At 73.4% G+C, this 19,254-nt stretch carries 15 protein-coding genes and 1 tRNA gene; 5 read left to right on the top strand and 11 right to left on the bottom strand.

The window, feature by feature from the left end; translation table 11 throughout:
- Window positions 1-40: 40 nt before the first annotated feature.
- The 6 genes from efeB to AB0F01_RS13460 all read right to left on the bottom strand — a co-directional run bounded on the left by efeB (window position 41) and on the right by AB0F01_RS13460 (window position 6,976).
- Window positions 41-1,330, bottom strand: a complete 1,290-nt coding sequence (efeB, locus tag AB0F01_RS13485; protein WP_362093851.1) for an iron uptake transporter deferrochelatase/peroxidase subunit — start codon at window positions 1,328-1,330, stop codon at window positions 41-43.
- A 6-nt stretch (window positions 1,331-1,336) separates the two neighbouring features.
- The gene (locus tag AB0F01_RS13480) at window positions 1,337-3,835 is read right to left on the bottom strand and encodes a copper resistance protein CopC (protein ID WP_362093848.1); all 2,499 of its coding nucleotides are present in this window, start codon (window positions 3,833-3,835) and stop codon (window positions 1,337-1,339) included.
- A gap of 12 nt (window positions 3,836-3,847) precedes the next feature.
- Entirely contained in the window at window positions 3,848-4,315 is a 468-nt protein-coding gene (locus AB0F01_RS13475) for a copper chaperone PCu(A)C (protein WP_362093845.1), read from the bottom strand.
- Window positions 4,312-4,968 carry an SCO family protein gene (locus AB0F01_RS13470; protein WP_362093842.1) on the bottom strand — a complete coding sequence of 219 codons (657 nt, stop codon included), beginning with the start codon at window positions 4,966-4,968 and terminating at the stop codon, window positions 4,312-4,314. Before AB0F01_RS13470 ends, AB0F01_RS13475 begins: the two co-directional genes overlap by 4 nt.
- 96 nt (window positions 4,969-5,064) lie before the next feature.
- The gene (locus tag AB0F01_RS13465) at window positions 5,065-5,805 is read right to left on the bottom strand and encodes a YcnI family protein (protein ID WP_362093839.1); all 741 of its coding nucleotides are present in this window, start codon (window positions 5,803-5,805) and stop codon (window positions 5,065-5,067) included.
- A gap of 340 nt (window positions 5,806-6,145) precedes the next feature.
- Window positions 6,146-6,976 carry a hypothetical protein gene (locus tag AB0F01_RS13460; RefSeq protein ID WP_362093836.1) on the bottom strand — a complete coding sequence of 277 codons (831 nt, stop codon included), beginning with the start codon at window positions 6,974-6,976 and terminating at the stop codon, window positions 6,146-6,148.
- 220 nt (window positions 6,977-7,196) lie between these two features.
- Between AB0F01_RS13460 and AB0F01_RS13455 the strand changes: the two genes are divergently transcribed.
- On the top strand, window positions 7,197-7,658 hold the full coding sequence (locus tag AB0F01_RS13455; RefSeq protein ID WP_362093833.1) for an ATP-binding protein: 462 nt from the start codon (window positions 7,197-7,199) through the stop codon (window positions 7,656-7,658).
- Between the two features lie 127 nt (window positions 7,659-7,785).
- Here AB0F01_RS13455 and AB0F01_RS13450 read toward each other — a convergent pair whose 3' ends face one another.
- Window positions 7,786-9,258 carry an aminopeptidase P family protein gene (locus tag AB0F01_RS13450; RefSeq protein ID WP_362093830.1) on the bottom strand — a complete coding sequence of 491 codons (1,473 nt, stop codon included), beginning with the start codon at window positions 9,256-9,258 and terminating at the stop codon, window positions 7,786-7,788.
- Between the two features lie 122 nt (window positions 9,259-9,380).
- A complete protein-coding gene (locus tag AB0F01_RS13445) occupies window positions 9,381-10,907 on the bottom strand; it encodes a PP2C family protein-serine/threonine phosphatase (RefSeq protein ID WP_362093828.1) in 1,527 nt (508 codons plus the stop codon).
- 505 nt (window positions 10,908-11,412) lie between these two features.
- Here AB0F01_RS13445 and AB0F01_RS13440 point away from each other — a divergent pair.
- Window positions 11,413-12,078, top strand: coding sequence for a bifunctional DNA primase/polymerase (locus AB0F01_RS13440; protein WP_362093825.1), 666 nt, complete (start codon window positions 11,413-11,415; stop codon window positions 12,076-12,078).
- A 402-nt stretch (window positions 12,079-12,480) separates the two neighbouring features.
- Window positions 12,481-13,020: a hypothetical protein gene (locus tag AB0F01_RS13435; RefSeq protein WP_362093823.1), complete on the top strand. Its 540-nt coding sequence runs from the start codon at window positions 12,481-12,483 to the stop codon at window positions 13,018-13,020.
- Between the two features lie 697 nt (window positions 13,021-13,717).
- Here AB0F01_RS13435 and AB0F01_RS13430 read toward each other — a convergent pair.
- The 3 genes from AB0F01_RS13430 to AB0F01_RS13420 form a co-directional block, all read right to left on the bottom strand.
- Window positions 13,718-14,686, bottom strand: coding sequence for a DUF5926 family protein (locus tag AB0F01_RS13430; RefSeq protein WP_362093821.1), 969 nt, complete (start codon window positions 14,684-14,686; stop codon window positions 13,718-13,720).
- A 564-nt stretch (window positions 14,687-15,250) separates the two neighbouring features.
- Window positions 15,251-15,889 (bottom strand): ATP-binding protein, encoded by a 639-nt coding sequence (locus tag AB0F01_RS13425; protein ID WP_362093818.1) that lies wholly within the window; start codon window positions 15,887-15,889, stop codon window positions 15,251-15,253.
- A gap of 219 nt (window positions 15,890-16,108) precedes the next feature.
- Window positions 16,109-16,936, bottom strand: a complete 828-nt coding sequence (locus AB0F01_RS13420) for a glycerophosphodiester phosphodiesterase (RefSeq protein WP_362093815.1) — start codon at window positions 16,934-16,936, stop codon at window positions 16,109-16,111.
- A gap of 299 nt (window positions 16,937-17,235) precedes the next feature.
- Between AB0F01_RS13420 and AB0F01_RS13415 the strand changes: the two genes are divergently transcribed.
- A complete protein-coding gene (locus AB0F01_RS13415; RefSeq protein WP_362093813.1) occupies window positions 17,236-18,774 on the top strand; it encodes a trypsin-like peptidase domain-containing protein in 1,539 nt (512 codons plus the stop codon).
- 64 nt (window positions 18,775-18,838) lie between these two features.
- Window positions 18,839-18,925: transfer RNA gene (locus AB0F01_RS13410), tRNA-Ser, on the top strand.
- The last annotated feature ends 329 nt before the right edge of the window (window positions 18,926-19,254 follow it).

Below are 19,254 nucleotides of genomic sequence, written 5' to 3'. Positions count from 1 at the left end.
CGCTCTCCGCAAGCGCCACCGAGGAGTGACGGAGGGGACTTCACCCCTCCAGGAGCCGCTGACCCACGTACTCTCCCTCCGCCGCGCCGCCCGGCACCGCGTACAGCCCGCTGGCCTCGTGCCGGACGAAGGGGGTCAGGGCGTCACCCCGGTCCAGCTTGCGCTGCACCGGCACGAAGCCGCGCAACGGGTCCGCCTGCCAGCAGATGAACAGCAGTCCCGCGTCCGGTACCCCGTCGGCGTCGATGCCGTCGTGGTACGAGAACGGGCGCCGGAGCATCGCCGCGCCGCCGTTCTGGTCGGGGCGGGTGATGCGCGCGTGCGCGTTGAAAGGGACGACCAGGTTGCCCCGGGAGTCGGTCTTCTCCAGGTCCATGTCGGAGGTCTCGGTGCCTCCGGACAGCGGCGCGCCGTCCGACTTGCGGCGCCCGATGACCGCCTCCTGCTCCGTGACCGGCAGCTTCTCCCAGTCGTCCAGCAGCATGCGGATCCGGCGGACGACGACGTAGGAGCCGTTGGCCATCCAGGCCGGCTCGCCCCCCTCCGGGACGAAGATCCGCTGGTCGAAGTCGGCGTCGGAGGGCTTGGGGTTGCGGGTCCCGTCGATCTGGCCCATCAGGTTGCGGGCCGTCATCGGGCGGGCGGTGGCGCCCGGGGTCCGGTTGAAGCCGTTCATCTGCCAGCGCACCCGTGCCGCCGACCCCGCGTCCTTCTGCACGGCCCGCAGCGCGTGGAAGGCGACCAGGGCGTCGTCGGCCGCGATCTGCACCCACAGGTCGCCGTCGCTGCGCTTCTTGTCGAGCCGGTCGGAGGAGAAGTCCGGCAGCGGGTCCAGGGCGACCGGCCGCTGCTTCTCCAGGCCCGTGCGCGCGAAGAAGCCGTGCCCGAAACCGAAGGTGACGGTGAGGGACGAGGGCCCGGCGTCACGGGCCACGTCGGTGTCGTCCCGCCCGGCCGGCTCGCCCGCCATCAGCCGGCGTGCCGTCTCGGACCAGCGCCGCAGCAGCGCCGCGGCCTCCTTGCGCCCGGCCCCGGGCATGAGGTCGAAGGCGACGAGATGGCCTCGCGCACGGAGCCCCTCGGTGATGCCGGGCTGATGTTTCCCGTGAAACATCAGCCGGCGTTCGCCCACCGAGGCGAGCGGGGTGGACGCACCGGCCGGCGCCGTCGCGTACCCCACGGCGCCGCCCGCCGCACCGAACACGATCCCCGCGGCACCCGCCGTGCCGAGCAGGCGGCGCCGGGAGAAGCCGTCCGGGGCGGCGCCCGCGGTGCTCGCCGCCTCGGGTGCCTCCGGGGTACGGGTCTCGGGAAGGGACTGGTCGGGCATGGTCGTTCAGCCGATCTGCGCGTTCTTGGAAACGGTCACCTGGTCGATGTCGGAGGTGCGCACGGTCACCTCGACCTTCCAGTCTCCGGCAAACGGGATCTGCACCCCGCTCGCCGACCAGTGTCCGGCGGAGACACGGTCGGGGACCACGGGCAGCGGCCCGACGTCCTTCGCGGCGAGAGTGAAGGCGATCTTCACCTCGGGGATGTCGAACGGCGTACCGTCGGTCCGCTCCACGTACACGTGCACCGCGTTGTCGCCCACCCGGGCGGGGTCGAGGTCGACCGTGACGACGCCCTTGCCCTGCGCGCTCCCGGTGTCGAACGGCATGTTCAGGGTCACCGCGCCGGATCCCTGCCCGGTGGCGGCCGACGGCACGTCCGAGGCCGAGGCGGCGGCCCGGGCCGCCTGCTCCGTACGGCCCGGCTCGGTCTGGGTGAGCACGGTGGTGACGGCGAGCAGCACCACGGCGACGCCGGCCTCGGCGAGCACCGAACGGCGCAGCCCGAACCGGTTCGGGTCGGAGTCCCGCACCCGCTTCTCCCGGGCCCGTTCCACCGCGGCCCGTTGCCGGGCCAGCTGCGCGGCCCGCACGGCGTCGGCCTGGCGTGCAGTCGCGGCAGCCCCGGCCTCGCCGCCCTCGCCGCCCTCGCCGGGCTCGCCGCCCTCGCCGGGCTCGCCGCCCTCGCCGGGCTCGCCGCCCTCGCCGCCCTCGCCGGGCTCGCCGGGCTCGTCCCCCCGGCCGCCGGTCGCGGCTGCGGCTCCGCCGCCGCGGCGGTCGCTGTTGCCGTCCCCGTCGCCCCGTCCGCTTTCGCTGTCGCTTCGTCCGCTGTCGCTGTCGCCGTCGCCGGAGCGGCCGCTTCCGGCATCGTCGTTCTCGCCGTCACCGTCCGGGCCAGCCGCCGTGGCCGTCGCAGTCGTGCCGGCCGGCGCGGTGACCGGGACCTTCGCCCGGTCCTCCGCCCGGCCCTGGTCCCGGTCGTTCTCCCCGCCCTTCTCCGCGCTCTTCTCCGAGCCCCTTTCCGAGCCCTTCTCCGCGTCCTGCTCCCGGCGCGCGGCCGGCACCTGGGCCGTCGATGCCGCCGGTTCCGCGAGCCGTGCCGTCCACCGGCGGGAGAGATAGGCGATCCCGACCAGCACGGCGACCAGCACGATCTTGGCGAGCAGCAGCTGCCCGTACCGGGTGTCGGTGAACGCCGACCAGGAGCCGAGCTGCCGCCAGCTCTGGTAGATCCCGGTCAGCACCAGCGCGACCACGCTGCCGAAGGCCATCCTCGAGAACCGCCGGACCGCCTCCGGGCCGACCGGGGTCTGTGCGGGCGCCCGGTAGAGCGCCACGAGGAGGGTGGTGAGCCCTCCGAGCCAGGCGGCGACGGCCAGCAGGTGGATCACGTCGAGGGGCATGGCGATGCCCGTCTGGATCCCGGTGGACGCGTGCTCCGACAGGGCCCACGTCGCCGCGAGCCCGGCCGCCACCACGGTTCCGCCGATGGCGAGGCCGAACGTCAGGTCCCGCTGCCGGTCGTCCCCGTCGGCGTCCGGGCCGGACCCGCCGCGGGACTCCCTGCCCGCGTCGCCGCTCCCGGCGATCGTGTCCCCGCCGTCCCGGTCGTCCCCGCCGTCCCGGCCGTCCCCACGGTCCCCGCCGTCCCCATGACCTCGGTGGTTCGCGTCGTCTCCGCCGTCTCCGTCGTGCTCGCTTCCGTCGGTGCCTACGCCCGCCGGACGGGCGTAGGCACCGAACAGCACGGCGATGAACAGCGCCGCCGCCGCGAGCAGCAGCAGCCGGGAGACCAGGGCCGCACCCGTCTTCGTCTGCAGCACCTGGCCGAGCAGCGACAGGTCGAAGACGTCACCGACGGACCCCGACGTGGTGTAGGAACCCCGCAGGAGCAGCATGCCCAGCGTGGACGCGGTGAGCGCGAGCCACCCGCCGACCACCAGCCGCTGCACGGCCCGCACCCCGGACCCGCGGCTCCAGCAGGCGAGGACGAAGGCGGCCCCGCCGACCAGCACCACGAACCCGGCGTACGCCACATAGCGCCCGACGCCGTACAGCAGGCCGACGACGCCGCCGTCGGACGCCTGGTCGGAGACGGAGACCGTGGTCTCGGAGGGGGCGCCGACGGAGAAGCTGAAGGCACCGGCGACCGGATGGCTGTCCGCCGACACCACCTGGTACGTCACCGTGTACGTGCCGTCGGGCAGCCCGCTGTGCAGGCGCACGGTGTACGTCGTGCCTTCGGGGTTGTCCGGGTCGCCCCGGTCGACGCGCTGGCCCTTGGGGTCGAGCACGCGCAGGGCGTCGTCACTGATCGCGACGGGTTCGGAGAAGGTGAGCGACACCTGGGCCGGGGCCGTGTCGACCACCGTGCCCTGCCGGGGGTCGCTGTCCGTCAGCGCGGCGTGCGCGGAGACGGGGGAGGCCCCGGCGAGCAGCGCACCGGTGACGGCCAGGAACAGCAGCACCAGGATCCGGACGCGGGGCGCGATGGTCTGGGTCACGGGGGGATCTCCCTAGTGTCCGTGCTTCGGCGTGTGGGTGGCGGCCTTGACCGGGATGTCGACGGTGACGGGGTCGGACTCGGCGAACCGCAGTTCGACGGAGACCTTCTGGCCCTCCTCCGGCTTGCGCTTGAGGTCCTCGAACATCAGGTGGTTGCCGCCGCTCTCCAGGACGAGGCGACCGCCTGCCGGGATGTCGAGGCCGTCCACCTCCCGCATGGACCCGTCCACCGTCTCGTGCACGGTGACCGAGGCGGCGACGTCGCTGTCCACCGAGGTCAGCCGGTCGGCCGCGTCGCCCTTGTTGGTGATGACGAGGAAGCCGGCCGCCATGTCCGACACCGGCTGCGGCATGTAGGCGGAGCCGACCGACAGCTCCGGGGCGCCGCCGGAGTCCTCGCCGTCCGCGTTCGAGCCCGAGCAGCCGGCCAGGACCAGCGCGCCCGTCAGGGCGAGGGCGGCTGCCGCGAAGCGCCTCACGGTGCCTCACCCTTGATGATCGCGGGCAGGTCCTCCGTGTAGTCGTCGACGGAGGCCTCGTCGTCGTAGAGCAGGTAGCCGGCGTCGGTCTTCGGGGAGAACGCGATGACCTGCGTGCCGTGGTCGGAGACCGTCTTGCCCTTGTCGTCCTTGCGCGGCGGGTTGATGGAGATGCCCAGGGTGCGCGCGCCGGCCTGGATGGTGGAGAAGTCTCCGGTCAGCCCCACGACCTGGGGGTCGATGCCCTTCAGCCACTTGCCCAGGGCGGCGGAGGTGTCGCGTTCGGGATCGGTGGTGACGAACACGACGCGCAGCTGGTCCTGCTGCTCCTGGGGCAGCTGCTTCTTCGCCACGGCGATGTTGTTCATCGTCAGCGGGCAGACGTCGGGGCAGTGCGTGTAGCCGAAGTAGATCAGCGTCGGCCTGCCCGCGGTCTCCTCGCGGAAGTCGTACTTCTTGCCGTTCGTGTCGGTGAGGACGAGGTCGGGCTTCTCGAACGGCTTGTCCAGGAGGGTGGCCGCCTTCTCGGCGCCGGTCGCTTCGGAGACCACGGCGACCGGCTTGTCCCCGTTGTCGTCGTTGGCGCCGCAGGCGGTCAGGGTCAGGGATGCGGCGGCGAGCAGCGCGGCCGCGGCGAAGGTGTTCTTGCGCATGAGATGGGTGTCCCGGTGGGTGAGTGTTCCGGCGGGCACCGGGAGGCCGTGGAGCAATCGCGGGCCTCCCGGTGGCCGCCTTCAGGTGGGGCGGGCTCAGGCGGTGGTGCGCCTGCGCCCGGCGAGTACGCCGTAGGCGACGCCGATGGCGCCGACCACGATGCCGACGACGCCCAGCACGCGGGCCGTGGTGTCCGAGCCGTCGGAGTCGGAGGCCGCCGAGGTCTCGGCGGACGCCTTCTCGGCGGAGTCGGCGTCGTCGGCCGCCTTGTCGTCCGACGCGCCGTGGTGGCCGTCACCGGACGCCTCCGCCAGGGTCAGCACGGGGGCCGGGAAGTCGGGCTCGTCCTGCCCTTCCTGCGGCACCTCGATCCAGCGGACGACCTCCTTGTTGGAGTACGTCTGCAGGGCCTTGAAGACGAGGTCGTCGGCGTCCTCGGGCAGCGTGCCGACGGACACCGGGAACTTCTGGAAGAAGCCCGGCTCGATGCCGTCGTCGTCGGCGGTCCAGGTGACCTTGGTGACGGCCTCGTCGATCTTTTTGCCGTGCATCTCCAGCGGCTTGTCCAGCTTGGACTTGGTCACCTTGACGTCCCAGCCGTCGACGGGCTGCGGCATCACCGACGCCAGCGGGTGCTCGGTCGGGAAGGTCACCTCCAGCTTGGTGGTGGAGGCGTTGTCGCGCTCGTTCGGCACCTTGAAGTTGAGGACCGCGTAGCCGCCCTTGGCGGCCTCGCCCTCGGGCTGCACGCTGACGTGCGCGAGGGCGGGGCCGGACAGGGCGAGCACGGCGATGCCGGCGACGGCGCCGACGGTGGTGAGACGGGAAGCCTTCATGGCAGAAGCACTCCGCTTCGTTGAGGTTCGTCGGGTTCGTGGAGCTCGTCGGGTTCGTGGAGCTCGTGGAACTCGTGGAGTTCGCTGAGGGTGAGGGACACGTGGCGCCGACCGGGTGCCGGTGCTCCCGGGGGCCGCGGCGCGGCGCGCACGTGCACGGACCGCTCGCGCGCAGGCCGCACGCGGGCACCCCGCCCTCACCCGCGAACCGGCCCTCCCGGGCCCGGCGGCTGCCCGGGTGGACCGGGACCGGGCCGGAGGAACCGGGGGCCGGGTCCTGGGACCGGGGGTGCCGTGGGACCGGTGACGGTCGCGGAGTGGTGGATCGGGACGTGGCGCGTCAGGCGGCGAGCGCGAAGGCGGCGCGGGCGATCGGCGGGCCGCGGCGGATCACCGTGTGCTGGAGTGCGGTGGTGTGGGGCACGGGGGGCGCGAGCAGCGGGGTGCGCGGCGCGCGGGGGGCCGCTTGCGGTGCCCCCGGGAGCCCGGCGCGCAGGGCCCGCACCAGGGCGAGCGCCGCCCGGAGCGCCCGGACGAGGGCGCCCTCGGCGACGCCGTGCGCGGACAGTTCGGCCAGCCGCAGCAGGGCCTGGTCCCCGCGGCGCAGCACCCAGCCCGTGGCCAGGGCCGCGAGGAGGTGTCCGAGCAGCATCGGCAGGGACGGCAGCAGCGTCACCCAGAAGCCCGCGGCGGAGGCCGCGGCGTCCCCCTGGGCGTGTGCCGTGTGGCCGCCGCCCGGGCTCGGCGGGATCCGCGCGTCGGTGAGGATCTGCTGGGCCTGCGCGGGACTGATGGCCGCGGCCGTGGTCCCGCACACCAGCCGCGCGGCCTGGGCGATGAGGGAGGCGTCGGACGCGGCCGGCGCCGGCCCCGCGGACGAGGCCGCGGACGCGCCGTGCTGTCCGAGACCGAACAGCGTGTGCAGCACGGTCTGGCAGAGCGCCAGCAGGGCGGTGATGCCCGGCACGGACCGGGCGCGTCCGGCCAGCGGCACCGCGACGGCGGCCGTGCCCAGGAAGCCCGCGACGAGGGTCCACGGAGGGACGGCGTCGTGGGCGGCGAGTGTGTGACCTGCCCCGGCCAGCACGACACAGACCGCGGCGAACACCGCGGCCCGCAGGACCCGGAGGCCTCGTCCGGTGCGCGCCGTGCGCGGGTGGGGGGCAGTCATGGCCGCCTCATCATCGCACTGGCCCCCCGGCCCCCGTACGGCAGGTCCGCAAGATGCGCTACGACCGGAAGATCACCTTCGCCACGGCCTGTCCCGCATACACCGATCGGCTCTCCGGCGCACCCGCCATATGGGCGGCATCACGTCGACTGGGCGCTTACGAGTGGGTACTCAGGGCAATACGTAACGGTATGTCGAGCCGCGGCCGGGAGGCTGGAGCATGAGCATCTGGTGGTCACTCCATCTGCGGCGCGACGCTGCGAGCGTGCCCCTCGCCCGGCGCCTGCTGCTCGGCGCGATGGAGACCGCGGGCGTCGACCCCGACATCTCCTACGACCTGTCCGTCGCCCTCAGCGAGGCCTGCGCCAACGCCGTCGAGCACGGCGGGAGCGGCACCCGGGACGGCGGATCCGAGGCCTACCGGGTGACCGCCTACCTCGACGGTGAGAAGTGCCGCATCGAGGTGGCCGACGCGGGGCCCGGCTTCCCCGCCGCGGGCGGACGCTCCCGCCCTCCGGCCCGCCCGGCCCCGTCGGACGCGGAGCACGGGCGCGGTCTCTGCCTCATCCGGGAACTCGCCGACCACGTCCACATCGGCAACAAGCCGGACCGCAGCGGCGCCGTGGTGAGTTTCGACAAGATCCTCAAATGGCGCGAGGACGCCCCGCTCGTCGCCGTATAGATGCGGGCCGCCCCACCCCCGGGCACCGGGCGTCCAGCGCGCCCCGGTGGCGGAGGCACGGAAGCAGCGGAACGGCCGGGCACACGCGTGCCCGGCCGTTCCCGGTTCGAGGCCCCGGCGGCCCGTGTCAGCCCTTCAGGCCGGCCATCCACTGCTCGACCTCGTCCGAGCGGCGCGGGAGGGCCGCGGAGAGGTTCCGGTTGCCGTCCTCGGTGACGAGGATGTCGTCCTCGATGCGGACGCCGATGCCGCGGTACTCCTCGGGCACCGTCAGGTCGTCGGCCTGGAAGTACAGGCCGGGCTCCACGGTGAGCACCATGCCGGGCTCCAGCGTGCCGTCGACGTACGTCTCGGTCCGCGCGGCGGCGCAGTCGTGGACGTCCATGCCGAGCATGTGCCCGGTGCCGTGCAGCGTCCAGCGGCGCTGCAGGCCCAGCTCCAGCACCCGCTCCACCGGGCCCTCGACCAGGCCCCACTCGACGAGCCGCTCGGTCAGCACCCGCTGCGCGGCGTCGTGGAAGTCCCGGTACTTGGCGCCCGGCTTCACGGCCGCGATGCCGGCCTCCTGGGCGTCGTACACGGCGTCGTAGATCTTCTTCTGCAGCTCGCTGTAGCGGCCGTTGACCGGCAGGGTGCGCGTGACGTCGGCCGTGTAGTAGGTGTGCGTCTCCACGCCGGCGTCGAGCAGCAGCAGGTCGCCGGAGCGGACGGGGCCGTCGTTGCGCACCCAGTGCAGGGTGGTGGCGTGCGGGCCGGCCGCGCAGATCGAGCCGTAGCCGACGTCGTTGCCCTCCACGCGGGCGCGCAGGAAGAACGTGCCCTCGATGTAGCGCTCGGAGGTGGCCTGCGCCTTGTCGAGGACCTTCACGACGTCCTCGAAGCCGCGCACGGTGGAGTCGACGGCCTTCTGCAGCTCGCCGATCTCGAAGTCGTCCTTGACCAGGCGCATCTCGGAGAGGAAGACCCGCAGCTCCTCGTCGCGCTCGGCGGTGACCTTGTCGGTGAGCGCCGCCTCGATCCCGGCGTCGTGGCCGCGCACGACCCGGACCGGGCCGGTGGCCTCGCGCAGCGCGCCGGCCAGCTCACGGACGTCGGAGGCGGGGATGCCGTACAGCTTCTCGGCCTCGGTGAGGGAGTGGCGGCGGCCCACCCACAGCTCGCCCTGGCCATCCAGCCAGAACTCGCCGTTCTCCCGGTCGGAGCGCGGCAGCAGGTAGAGCGTGGCCCGGTGGCCGTCGGTGGTGGGCTCCATGACGAGGACGCCGTCCTCGGTCTGGTTGCCGGTGAGGTACGCGTACTCGACGGAGGCGCGGAAGGCGTACTCGGTGTCGTTGGAGCGGGTCTTGAGGTTGCCCGCGGGGACGACCAGGCGCTCGCCGGGGAAGCGGGCGGACAGCGCGGCACGGCGGGCGGCGGTCCGGTCGGCCTGCGGGACCGGCTCCAGGTCGTGCAGCTCCGTGTCGGCCCAGCCGCTGCGCATGTTCTCGGCGAGCTCGTCGGACACACCCGGGTACAGGCCGTTCTTGCGCTGCTTGACGGGCTCCTCTTCGGCAGTCTCCGGGCCGGCGGTCTCCGGGGTCTCCGGGAGCTCTTCTGCCACGGTGGTCATCCTCCTCGATACGGCACTGGACCAGCCTCCATCGTACGGCCGGGTGAAACGGTCACCGGGGGCGAAGACCTGTTACGGGCGCACGGGAGACACGGGACCGCCGCTCGTGCCCGCTACTCGAAGCGCGCCGCCAGCAGGACGACGTCCTCCGTGGAGTCCGCCGGGCCCGCCGCGTCGGGCAGCACGGTGCGCAGCACGTGGTCGGCGACCGCCTCCGGGTCGCCGCGCAGCGCCGTCGGGACGCCGGCGGCCGCCGCGTGCAGCCGTGCGAAGGCCCGGTCGGTGGGGTCGCCGGTGCGGTGCAGCAGCCCGTCGGTGTAGAGCAGCACGGTCTCGCCCCGCTCCGCGTGGATCTCCACGCTCGGCGCCTCCCAGCAGGCGAGCATGCCCAGGGGGGCGGACACCGACGTCTCCACGAACTCGGTGCGGTGCTCACCCAGCAGCAGGGGAGGGCTGTGCCCGGCCCCGGCCAGGGTGATCTTCCGCAGCGCGGGTTCGCAGTAGCCGAACAGGGCGGTGGCCGACCGGGCCGGTTCGGTGAGCCGCAGCAGCAGCTCCAGGTCGGACAGGACGGCGACCGGGTCCTCGCCCTCCATCACGGCGTACGCGCGCAGGGAGGCCCGCAGCCGGCCCATGGCGGCGACCGCGCTGGGGCCGGAACCGGTGACGGAGCCGACGGCCAGGCCGAGCGCGGCGTCCGGCAGCGGCAGCGCGTCGTACCAGTCGCCGCCGCCGTGGGCGCTGGTGCGGTGCCGGGCGGCCAGCTGGACGCCGGGGACCCGGGGCAGGCGGGAGGGCAGCAGCTCGTCGGCGATGGTCGCCATGGAGGCGCGGGTGCGCTCCAGCTCCGCGAGCCGGGCGAGGTGCTCGGCGGCGTACCGGGTGTACAGGCCCACCAGGTGGCGGCGGTGCTCCGACGGCTCGGCCGGCTCGTCGTAGAGCCACACCGCGGCACCCAGCCGCCGCGCGTCGTCGGTGGCGGCACCGGCGGTCAGGGGCAGGGCGTAGCTGGCGGCGTAGCCGAGCCGGGCGGCGACGTCCCGGTGGCGGGGGTCCAGTCCCTTCTCGGCGAACAGGTCCGCCTCGACGACGCCGTCGTCGGTGCCGGGCAGGCCGTCCAGGATCCTGCCGAGGGGCAGGGAGCGGCGCGGCACCGTCTCGAGGTGCCCGAGGTCGGCGCGGCCCAGGCCGAGACCGACGGTGGTGTCCGGACCGAGACCGTCGGCGGGCTCCAGGGCCACCAGGCCCCGGCGCGCACCGACCAGGGCGGCCCCCGCGCGCAGCAGTTCCCGGAGGGCGGCGTCGAGCGTGTCGGTGCGCACCAGGCGCTCGGTGAGCTCGTGGAGGGTGGTGAGGTCCGACACCCAGCCGGCGAGACGGTCCTGCAGCAGTGCGCCGGGTGGGTGAGGCGTGTTTTGCGGGGCGCCCGGGGAGGTACTCGTCGAAACGGACGCGACAGTGTGTGCGGGCGCGGGAACCGTTGAATCGATTCCGGCCACTTTCGGAGGGTGCGGGGCGTTCATGGCGTCCGGCTTTCCGACCGGTACGTACTGCTCAAAAGCATCGCAAACCCCCATGTCATTCTGCGTCGCCGGCAGTGTCTCCACATGTACACGTACTCGTGAGGAGATGTCCAGCATTGTCCTGCTGGGATTCCTGGTGTCTGTGGGGCGTGAGAGGAAATTCCCCCCGGCCCCTTGCCGGGGGATGGAATTGGCCTGAAACTGCCTCAAGGGGAGGCTTATTGCGGTCGACTGGCCTTGCTCGACGGAGCGTCACAGCGGTCGTGATGGGTACGTACTCGGAGAAGGCCAGGGGTGGTCGGGAATCACTCGGGAACCTGGCGGCGGACCCGAGCGTCTTAACCACCGACGACCGTGCCCCATCCTCCCGTGGCGGAGGCGGAGAGAAATACGCGCGACGGCAAATGCCAGACTTCGCCACCCCCATGCCGTACCCACGCTCTTGATGGACGCAGTATGGGTGGAACGGCCGCGGAGGCAGCCCAAGCTCGGCCCCCAGGGGTTCCCCTTGCCCGGAGCAGGGGTGTGATGCGCCAACAGGTACGCACAGTGAAGCGATCGACACATGTTGTGATGTGGACCACGGTGTTGCCAGGCGTGCAACGGAAAGGAACGAGCGCTCATGCGCGAGATCCCCGGAAGGCGTCGCAGGTTCCTGTCCCGGCGAGGCGACGGAACGTCTGAGCTGATCGGCGCGGCCCTGACCTTCGCCACCGAATGGAAGTGGCCGGTGCTGCCGGGCGTGGCGGCGGACCCGGACAGCCGGTCCCGCTGCGCCTGCCCCGACCCGGACTGCACGGTGCCGGGCGCTCACCCCTTCGACCCCGGCCTGCTCGCGGCCACCACCGACGCGCGCATGGTGCGCTGGTGGTGGGGCAACCGGCCGACCGCTCCCGTCATCCTGGCCACCGGCGGCCGGGCCCCCTGCGCGGTGTCCCTGCCGGCGGAACCGGCAGCCCGCGCGCTGACGGCCCTGGACCGGCTCGGCATGCGCCTCGGCCCGGTCGTCGCCTCGCCCACCCGCTGGTCGATCCTGGTCAAGCCGTACTCCCTGGAACAGCTCGGCGAACTGCTCCACGCGAAGGACTTCGTCCCCGGGTCCCTCCGCTTCCACGGCGAGGGCGGCTACCTCGCCCTGCCGCCGTCCGGGACCGGCCAGGGCGACATCACCTGGGAGCGTGCGCCGCTGCCCGGCTCGGCCTCTCCCTGGGTGCCCGACGTCGAGGCCGTGGTGGACGCCGTCGTCGACACCCTCACTCGTACGGGTGTGAGCGCGCCGGAGCTGTAGACGCCCCGGCGCGGCGCCCACCGCGGCGGCCCGGGGGCGTTAGGTTGCGGAGCCATGCCGCGTCATGCCGAGGGGCGCGCCACCGACCCCCGAACAGCCCGAACTCCGGCTCGTCTGCTCGCCCTCGTGGGCGCCGCCGCGGCCTGCGCGGTGGCCGCCCTGCCGCCGACGGTGCTCCCGGCATCCGGCGGACCGTCCGGCCCGTCGGGCGGGGCGGGACCGTGGGGCCGGCCTGTCCCGGCAATCCCGGCACAGGTCTCGCCGGACGCACCGGCGGCGTCACGGGGCGTGCCCGGGACGGCTGACGCGAGGGAAGCGCCTGGCGGCGGTGAGACCGGCGGGGCCGGTGATGCCGCCGGGGCGCGGGGCGCGGGAAGCGACAGGGGCTCGGCGGGTGACGTCGTGGCCGGTAGGTCGGCACACGGCGTGCGGGTGGCGCCGGGTGCGTGGAACGCGTGGGGTGGCGCGCGGTCCCCGGACGGTGGACCGCGCGCCGGACAGGGCGTCGACGACGGGTCGGCGGGCGACCGGGACACCGTGTCGTCCGGGGTGGTGCACGGTCCGGGAGGCCGTGCCGGCAGCACATCGACCGGCGCTTCGGCACCCGCGGTCCTGCGCTGCGGTCCCGAAGTCTCCTCCCCCGAGGGCATCGAGGCGCAGACCTGCGTCGTCGCGCGGGGCGAGGAGATCTGGGGGCGCGCCTACTACCGCAACGCCACCGGCACGGTGCTGTCCGCGATTCTCGTCCTCCTGGCACCCGGCGGGAGCAGCGTGCGCGTGCACTGCGCGGTGGAGCCCGGCGACGAACCGGCTGTCTGCGAGACACCGCGCCGCGCGCGACGGGGAGCCCCCGGTGACCACGAGGCGGTCACGGAGTTCGCGGGCCGGGCCGGACCGGGGCCCCTGCTGCTGCGGTCGGGGAGCAATCCGCCCGGCGACTGAGGCGGGCGGCGGAGACGGCGGGCGGGGGGTGGGGGTGGGGCGGGTCGTGCTGACCGGACGGTGTTCCGGCAGGGGGTTCCGGCGGGCGTACCGGCGGGGATGCGGGGCGGGGGCGTTGTGAGGGATGCCCCGGCTGGGGGACGGCCGGACCGCCATGGATGCCTCCCGGACCCGGTCACGTTGACGCGAGACGCACCGGCGGCGACAGCATGACGCACCGTGGAGGCGGGCGCAGCGCACCGAGGAGACGGGCGCGGCGCACCGGGGGAGACGTGGTGGTGCGTCCGCCGGGACGTGGCGGCGCACCGGGGGAGACGTGGTGGTGCATCGGCCGGGACGTGGGGGCGCGCCGACGGAAACGTGGGGGTGCGGAGAAGCGCGAAGACGTACGGACCGCTCGGGTGGGCGTTCGGCACCGGCAACTCGCTCGCGCGGACTGTCGGTTGGCACCCGACCGCGTTCTGTCAACAACCCGCCGCACGGAAAGACCCGGTTGCTGGCGACGGGGGATGCACCAGCAACCGGGCTACTGGAACGGTAACAAGAGATCGGCTGTTCGCAAATTCGATCTCAGCTTTTCCGGACACCGACTTGCTTGCGGTGACCGGGAGTTGCGCATGGAGCGGGTGGTTCCGCCGGGGCGGTTGTGCTGATCGGTCGGTCAGCACATCAGCACAACCGGACCCCGGGACGGACGTCAGCTCAGCGTGACCTGGCGGTTGGTCAGACCGCCGCGCGCCCGGCGCTCGTCGGCGCTCAGCGGTGCCTGGGAGGCGAGTGCCTCGGCGAGCCGCTCGGCGAACTCGGCCGCCGGCTTCTCCACGTCCTCGGCGCGGACCTCACGGGGCAGGTCCCAGACCGGCACGGTGAGTCCGTGGGCGCGGAAGGAACCGACCAGGCGGGTGCCCTCCCCGAGCGAGGAGCGCCCGGCCGCGTGCAGCCGCGCCAGCGCGTCCAGAAGCTGCTCCTCCAGGTGCGGCATGACCCACCGCAGGTGGTTCTTCTCCGGCGTCTCGCACCAGTAGGCCGCGTCCACACCCGTCAGCTTGACCGTGGGGATGGCGGCGGCGTTGGCGCGTTCCAGCGAGGCGGTCACATCCGGGGTGGCGTTCTCGGAGTCCGGCACCCAGAACTCGAAGCCGCTGTGCACGACCGGTTCGAACGCGGCCTCGGGGTCGAGCAGGTCCTGCAGCCGGGGAGCGTCCGCCGGGGCACGCCGGCCCTGGACCGGGTTGCCGGGAGCTGCTTCCAGGGCGCGCTGCAGGGTGTCGGCCAGGTCGCGGCTGATGTCGCCGGACGAGGTGTCGTTCTGGAGGCCGAGCAGGACGGAACCGTCGTCACGGCGCAGCGCGGGCCAGGCCATCGGCAACACCGTCGCCAGGGTGACCGAGGGGACGCCCTCGGGCAGGCCGTCCTTGAGCGTCAGCTCGACGGTGGCCGCGGGCACCAGCTCCCGCAGCGCCACCCAGTCGCACTCGCCCGCCAGGCCCTCGAAGGGGCGGTGCACCAGCTCGGTCACGGCGTGCGCGGCAGCCCGACCGTGACAGGCCTTGTAGCGGCGGCCGCTGCCGCACGGGCAGGGCTCCCGCGCGCCGACGACCGGGATCTCCCCGTCCGTGAGCTGCGGGCGCTTGGCCGCCTTCGTCTGGGGGCGCTTCTTGGCCATCGTGGGTGTCTCCCGGTTACGGCTCGTCTCGTACGGGCGCGAGCCTAGCCGTTCGCCCGGCGCCGGTCGGTATCCGTGCGCGCGGGAGTGGGGCGGGAGTGGGGCGGGAGTCGGGCCGTACCCGGGAGGGGAGTCGCGGCGCGCTGGACGGGGCACCGAGCCGCCGGAGCGGTCGCCGGTCCAGCCGCGGGCCGGGCGCACCGCGCGCCGGTCGGGCCGTGGGTCGGGCGTACCGCGTGCCGGTCGGGCCGCAGGTCGGTGGAACCGCGCGCGGGGTCGGGCCGCGAGCCGGCGGTGCGCCGCGGGGCACGCAGCCGGCAGGACCACGGGGCGCGACGGCCGGGCCGAGCGGAGCCACGGGCAGACCGCGGACAGGCCACGGGCGGGGTCGCGGGAGACGCGGGTGATGAGCGATGACGGCTATGGGGGAGGGACGGCGAAGCGGACCAGCGCCGTGGAGGGCGAAGGCGACGGGGGCGCCCGCCCCTCGCCGGAGGGGTCGGCCGCGTGCCGCCGAGTCCTTGCCCTGCACCCTGCGCCGCCCGTTCGTGCGGACCGCGGCGCTCAGTCGAGGTCGTCGAAGGCGTCCGCGAAGCCGAGCCCGGGGATGTCGGCCACCGAGGGAGCCGCCACCTGTGCGGCGAAATCGGCCCGCCGGTGCCGGGCGGCGGGGTCGCGGACGGCGTCCAGGAGGATCACCCAGACCGTCACCTCGCCGGGGACCTCGTCGCGTACGCCCCAGTCGTCGGCGAGCGCGCTGATGATGTTCAGCCCCCGGCCGCCGCGCGCGGTCACCGAAGGGGTGGACGGGGCCGGGCGGGTCGGGCCGCCGCCGTCCGTGACCTCGACGACGAGCCGGCCGCACGGATCCGTCCGCCAGGCGGCGCGCACGTCCCCGTCGCCCGCCAGGGCGTCGCCGAGGGGTCTGCCGTGCTTGCAGGCATTGCTCAGCAGTTCCGAAAGGATCAGGACGGCGTCGTCGATGACCGTGTCCGCGACGCCGCTCGCACGCAGTTGCGTGCGCATGCGGTGCCGCGCTTCCCCCACGCCCGCAGGGCCGTGGGGTACGGCCATGCACGACGACGCGGGCACCTCCTGTGCCACCACCAACGCCACCCCCGAGACCTCCTTCGCCCCACGCCACGGTGTGGATGCCCCATTGGCCTGAACCGGAAACCGGCCGATCCGTGTGCGGTGACGCACTCGAAACGAGTGAACACGCACCGAACGCGCCGGAGCACTCCCCGTCATCGTATGGCTGGATTTCTTCGGTGTGGCCGAGACGTGAGGATGCTCCGGAGGTAAGGGTGTGGTCAAGAGGTGCGCGTCATCCTGGTGCATCCGTGACGTTTCGCTTCGGTGACGTCCTCCGGTGTGGTGCCGGAGTGTGCAGGCGGCGGGGGTTGTGCCGGGTGTGCGGATTCAGCGACCGAGCTGGTCGAGCACCGCGCGCGGGCGGTTGGTGATGATCGCGTCCACACCGAGGCCGACGCAGAGGTCCACGTCATCGGGTTCGTTGACGGTCCAGGTGTGCACCTGGTGACCGGACTGTTTCAGCCGCTCGATGTAGGTGGGGTGGCTGCGCAGGATCCGGATCGAGGGGCCCGCGATGGCGACGCCCGCCGGCAGCCGCCCGTCGCGCAGCCGGGGGGAGGCGAACTGCATGAGGTACACCGTCGGCAGCGTCGGGGAGGCCGCCCGGACGCGGTGCAGCGACCGTGCCGAGAAGCTCATGACGCGGACCGGGGAATCGGCGGGGTCGGCCGGTGCGTCCAGCCCGAACCGCTTCAGCAGGATCAGCAGTCGTTCCTCGACCTGGCCCGCCCAGCGGGTGGGGTGCTTGGTCTCGATGGCGAGTTCCACTCGGCGCCCCGCGTCGGCGACCAGTTCCAGCAGTCGCTCCAGGGTGAGCACGGAGGTGGCCTCCCGGTCCTCGGGGCGGTGCTCCCAGTCGGGTTCCTCGGCGCGTCCGGCGAAGGAGTCGCGGGCCTTCCAGGATCCGAAGTCCAGGGCGGCGAGATCGGAGAGCTCCAGCGCCGACACGGCGCCGCGGCCATTGGACGTACGGTTGACCCGACGGTCGTGAACGCACACCAGATGGCCGTCGGCGGTCAGACGTACGTCACATTCGAGCGCGTCCGCACCGTCCTCGATCGCTTTGCGATACGCGGCCAGGGTGTGTTCGGGGGCGTCCTCGGATGCCCCGCGGTGTGCGACGACTTGGGTGAGGTGCTGGCGTGCGTGGGTCACCGCGTCATGGTGCCACCGCGCGCGGGTACACGTGCGGTCGGTGCGCGAGGAGCGGTGCGGACGTTCGGTCGGAGGCATCGGAATGGCGCGCCTTAAGTGAAGAATGCCCTATATAAAGAATGACTCCGGACCCACAGGAACGGCTTATCGTGCCCTGACGGCCCGTGGGAAAAGCTGACGTCATACAAAGAAGGTCTGCCGGACCGCATCATGTCGGACCGGACGACGACTGTGAACGCGCGTGTCCGTACGCGACTCCGTATGCGACCGAGACGAAGCGTGGATCGAGGAGAGAAGCTGTGAGCACCGAGAACGAGGGCACCGCGGTCCCCCCGGCGCCGTCCGCCCCGCCCACGCGGACGGATGCCCCCGCTGCTCCGGCACCTCAGGAGCGCCCCGCCCCCGACGCGGGCGGCAACCCCACGACGCCCCTGCCCCCGGTCCCGCCGACCGCACCGGAGCACGCTGCCTACGGAGCCCCGGCGCCCGGCGCGGCGACCGCCGCCCACGGCACCCCGGGCACCCCCGACCAGCCCGGACACGGCGGCGCGCACGGCTCGGCGCCCGACGCCTCGTGGCCCCCGCCTCCGCCGCCCGGCACCCCGGCGCAGGGCGGCGGAGGCGGCGCCTACGGTCCGTTCGGTGACGGCGGCCCGGGCGGCGGCCAGGGAGGCGGCGGTGGCTGGGGCTCCTCGTACCCGCCCCCGGCGCCCAAGAAGAAGGAGGGCGGCCTCGGTCGTCTGCTCGCCGCGATCGGCGTCGCCGCGCTGCTCGCCGGCGGCCTGGGCGGCGGGCTCGGCTACACGCTGGCCAAGAACAACGACGACGGCGACTCCACCACCGTCTCCGCGTCGACCAGCGGCGGCAACGTCAAGCGCGACCCGGGCACGGTCGCGGCGGTGGCCGCCAAGGCGCTGCCCAGCACGGTCACCATCGAGGCCGAGGGCCGCGGCGGCGAGGGCGGCACCGGCACCGGCTTCGTCTTCGACACCCAGGGCCACATCGTCACCAACAACCACGTGGTGGCGGACGCGGTCGACGGCGGCAAGGTCTCCGCGACCTTCCCGGACGGCAAGAAGTACGCCGCCCAGGTCGTCGGCCACGCCCAGGGCTACGACGTCGCCGTCATCAAGCTCGACGACGCCCCGTCGAACCTGAAGCCCCTCCCCCTCGGCAACTCCGACGAGGTCGTCGTCGGCGACTCGACGATCGCGATCGGCGCCCCCTTCGGCCTGTCCGACACGGTCACCACCGGCATCATCAGCGCCAAGAACCGCCCCGTCGCCTCCAGCGACGGCACCGGCAGCCAGGCCTCCTACATGAGCGCCCTGCAGACCGACGCCTCCATCAACCCCGGCAACTCGGGCGGCCCGCTGCTGGACGCCCAGGGCAACGTCATCGGCATCAACTCCGCCATCCAGTCCACCAGCAACGGCGGCTTCGGCACCGGCCAGGCCGGCTCCATCGGCCTCGGCTTCGCCATCCCGATCAACCAGGCCAAGTACGTCGCCCAGGAACTCATCAAGACCGGCAAGCCGGTGTACGCCAAGATCGGCGCCTCGGTCTCCCTGGAGGAGGGCTCGGGCGGCGCCAAGATCACCGAGACGGGCGCGGGCGGCTCCGAGGCCGTCGATCCGGGCGGCCCCGCCGACAAGGCCGGCCTCGAACCCGGTGACGTCATCACCAAGCTGGACGACCGCGTCATCGACTCCGGCCCCACCCTCATCGGCGAGATCTGGACCCACAAGCCCGGCGACGAGGTCACCCTCACCTACGAGCGGGACGGCAAGGAACGCACCACCGAACTCACCCTGGGCGCCCGCGTCGGCGACAGCTGACCTCACCCCGCCCGCACCGACCCGTTACCCTGGTCCCCGCGCCGCCGATCACCGGCCGGCGCGGGGAGGTGTGCCCGAGCGGCCGAAGGGAACGGTCTTGAAAACCGTCGTGGCAGCGATGTCACCGTGGGTTCAAATCCCACCGCCTCCGCTTGATGAGCAGTGAGAACGGCCCCTGACCTGGGTTGATGGTCGGGGGCCGCTTCTGCATCCGGCTGCCGCGACTTCCTGGTGTTCCCCTCTGTTTCCCGCCCGATCGGGCACGGATAGGGCACGGCCCTCAGGTCTTGGGCCGGGTGCCGACGGCGCCGCAGCTCGGCGAGCGCGGCAAGGAGGGGCGTTGCCATACGTGGCTTCTGTCTGCCTCGTTGACCGATGTTCGGGCACCCTCAACTACCCTTCTCAGGTAGGGTTTTATCCACGTTTGCTGACCTCAGGGGGGCTCCATGATCGAGATTGCTGCCGCCTTAATCGGCGGGG

Origin of the sequence: Streptomyces sp. NPDC029526 (assembly GCF_040637405.1) — a bacterium.
In the GTDB taxonomy this organism is placed as follows: Bacteria; Actinomycetota; Actinomycetes; order Streptomycetales; family Streptomycetaceae; genus Streptomyces.
This window is presented reverse-complemented; position numbering and strand designations above follow the sequence as displayed.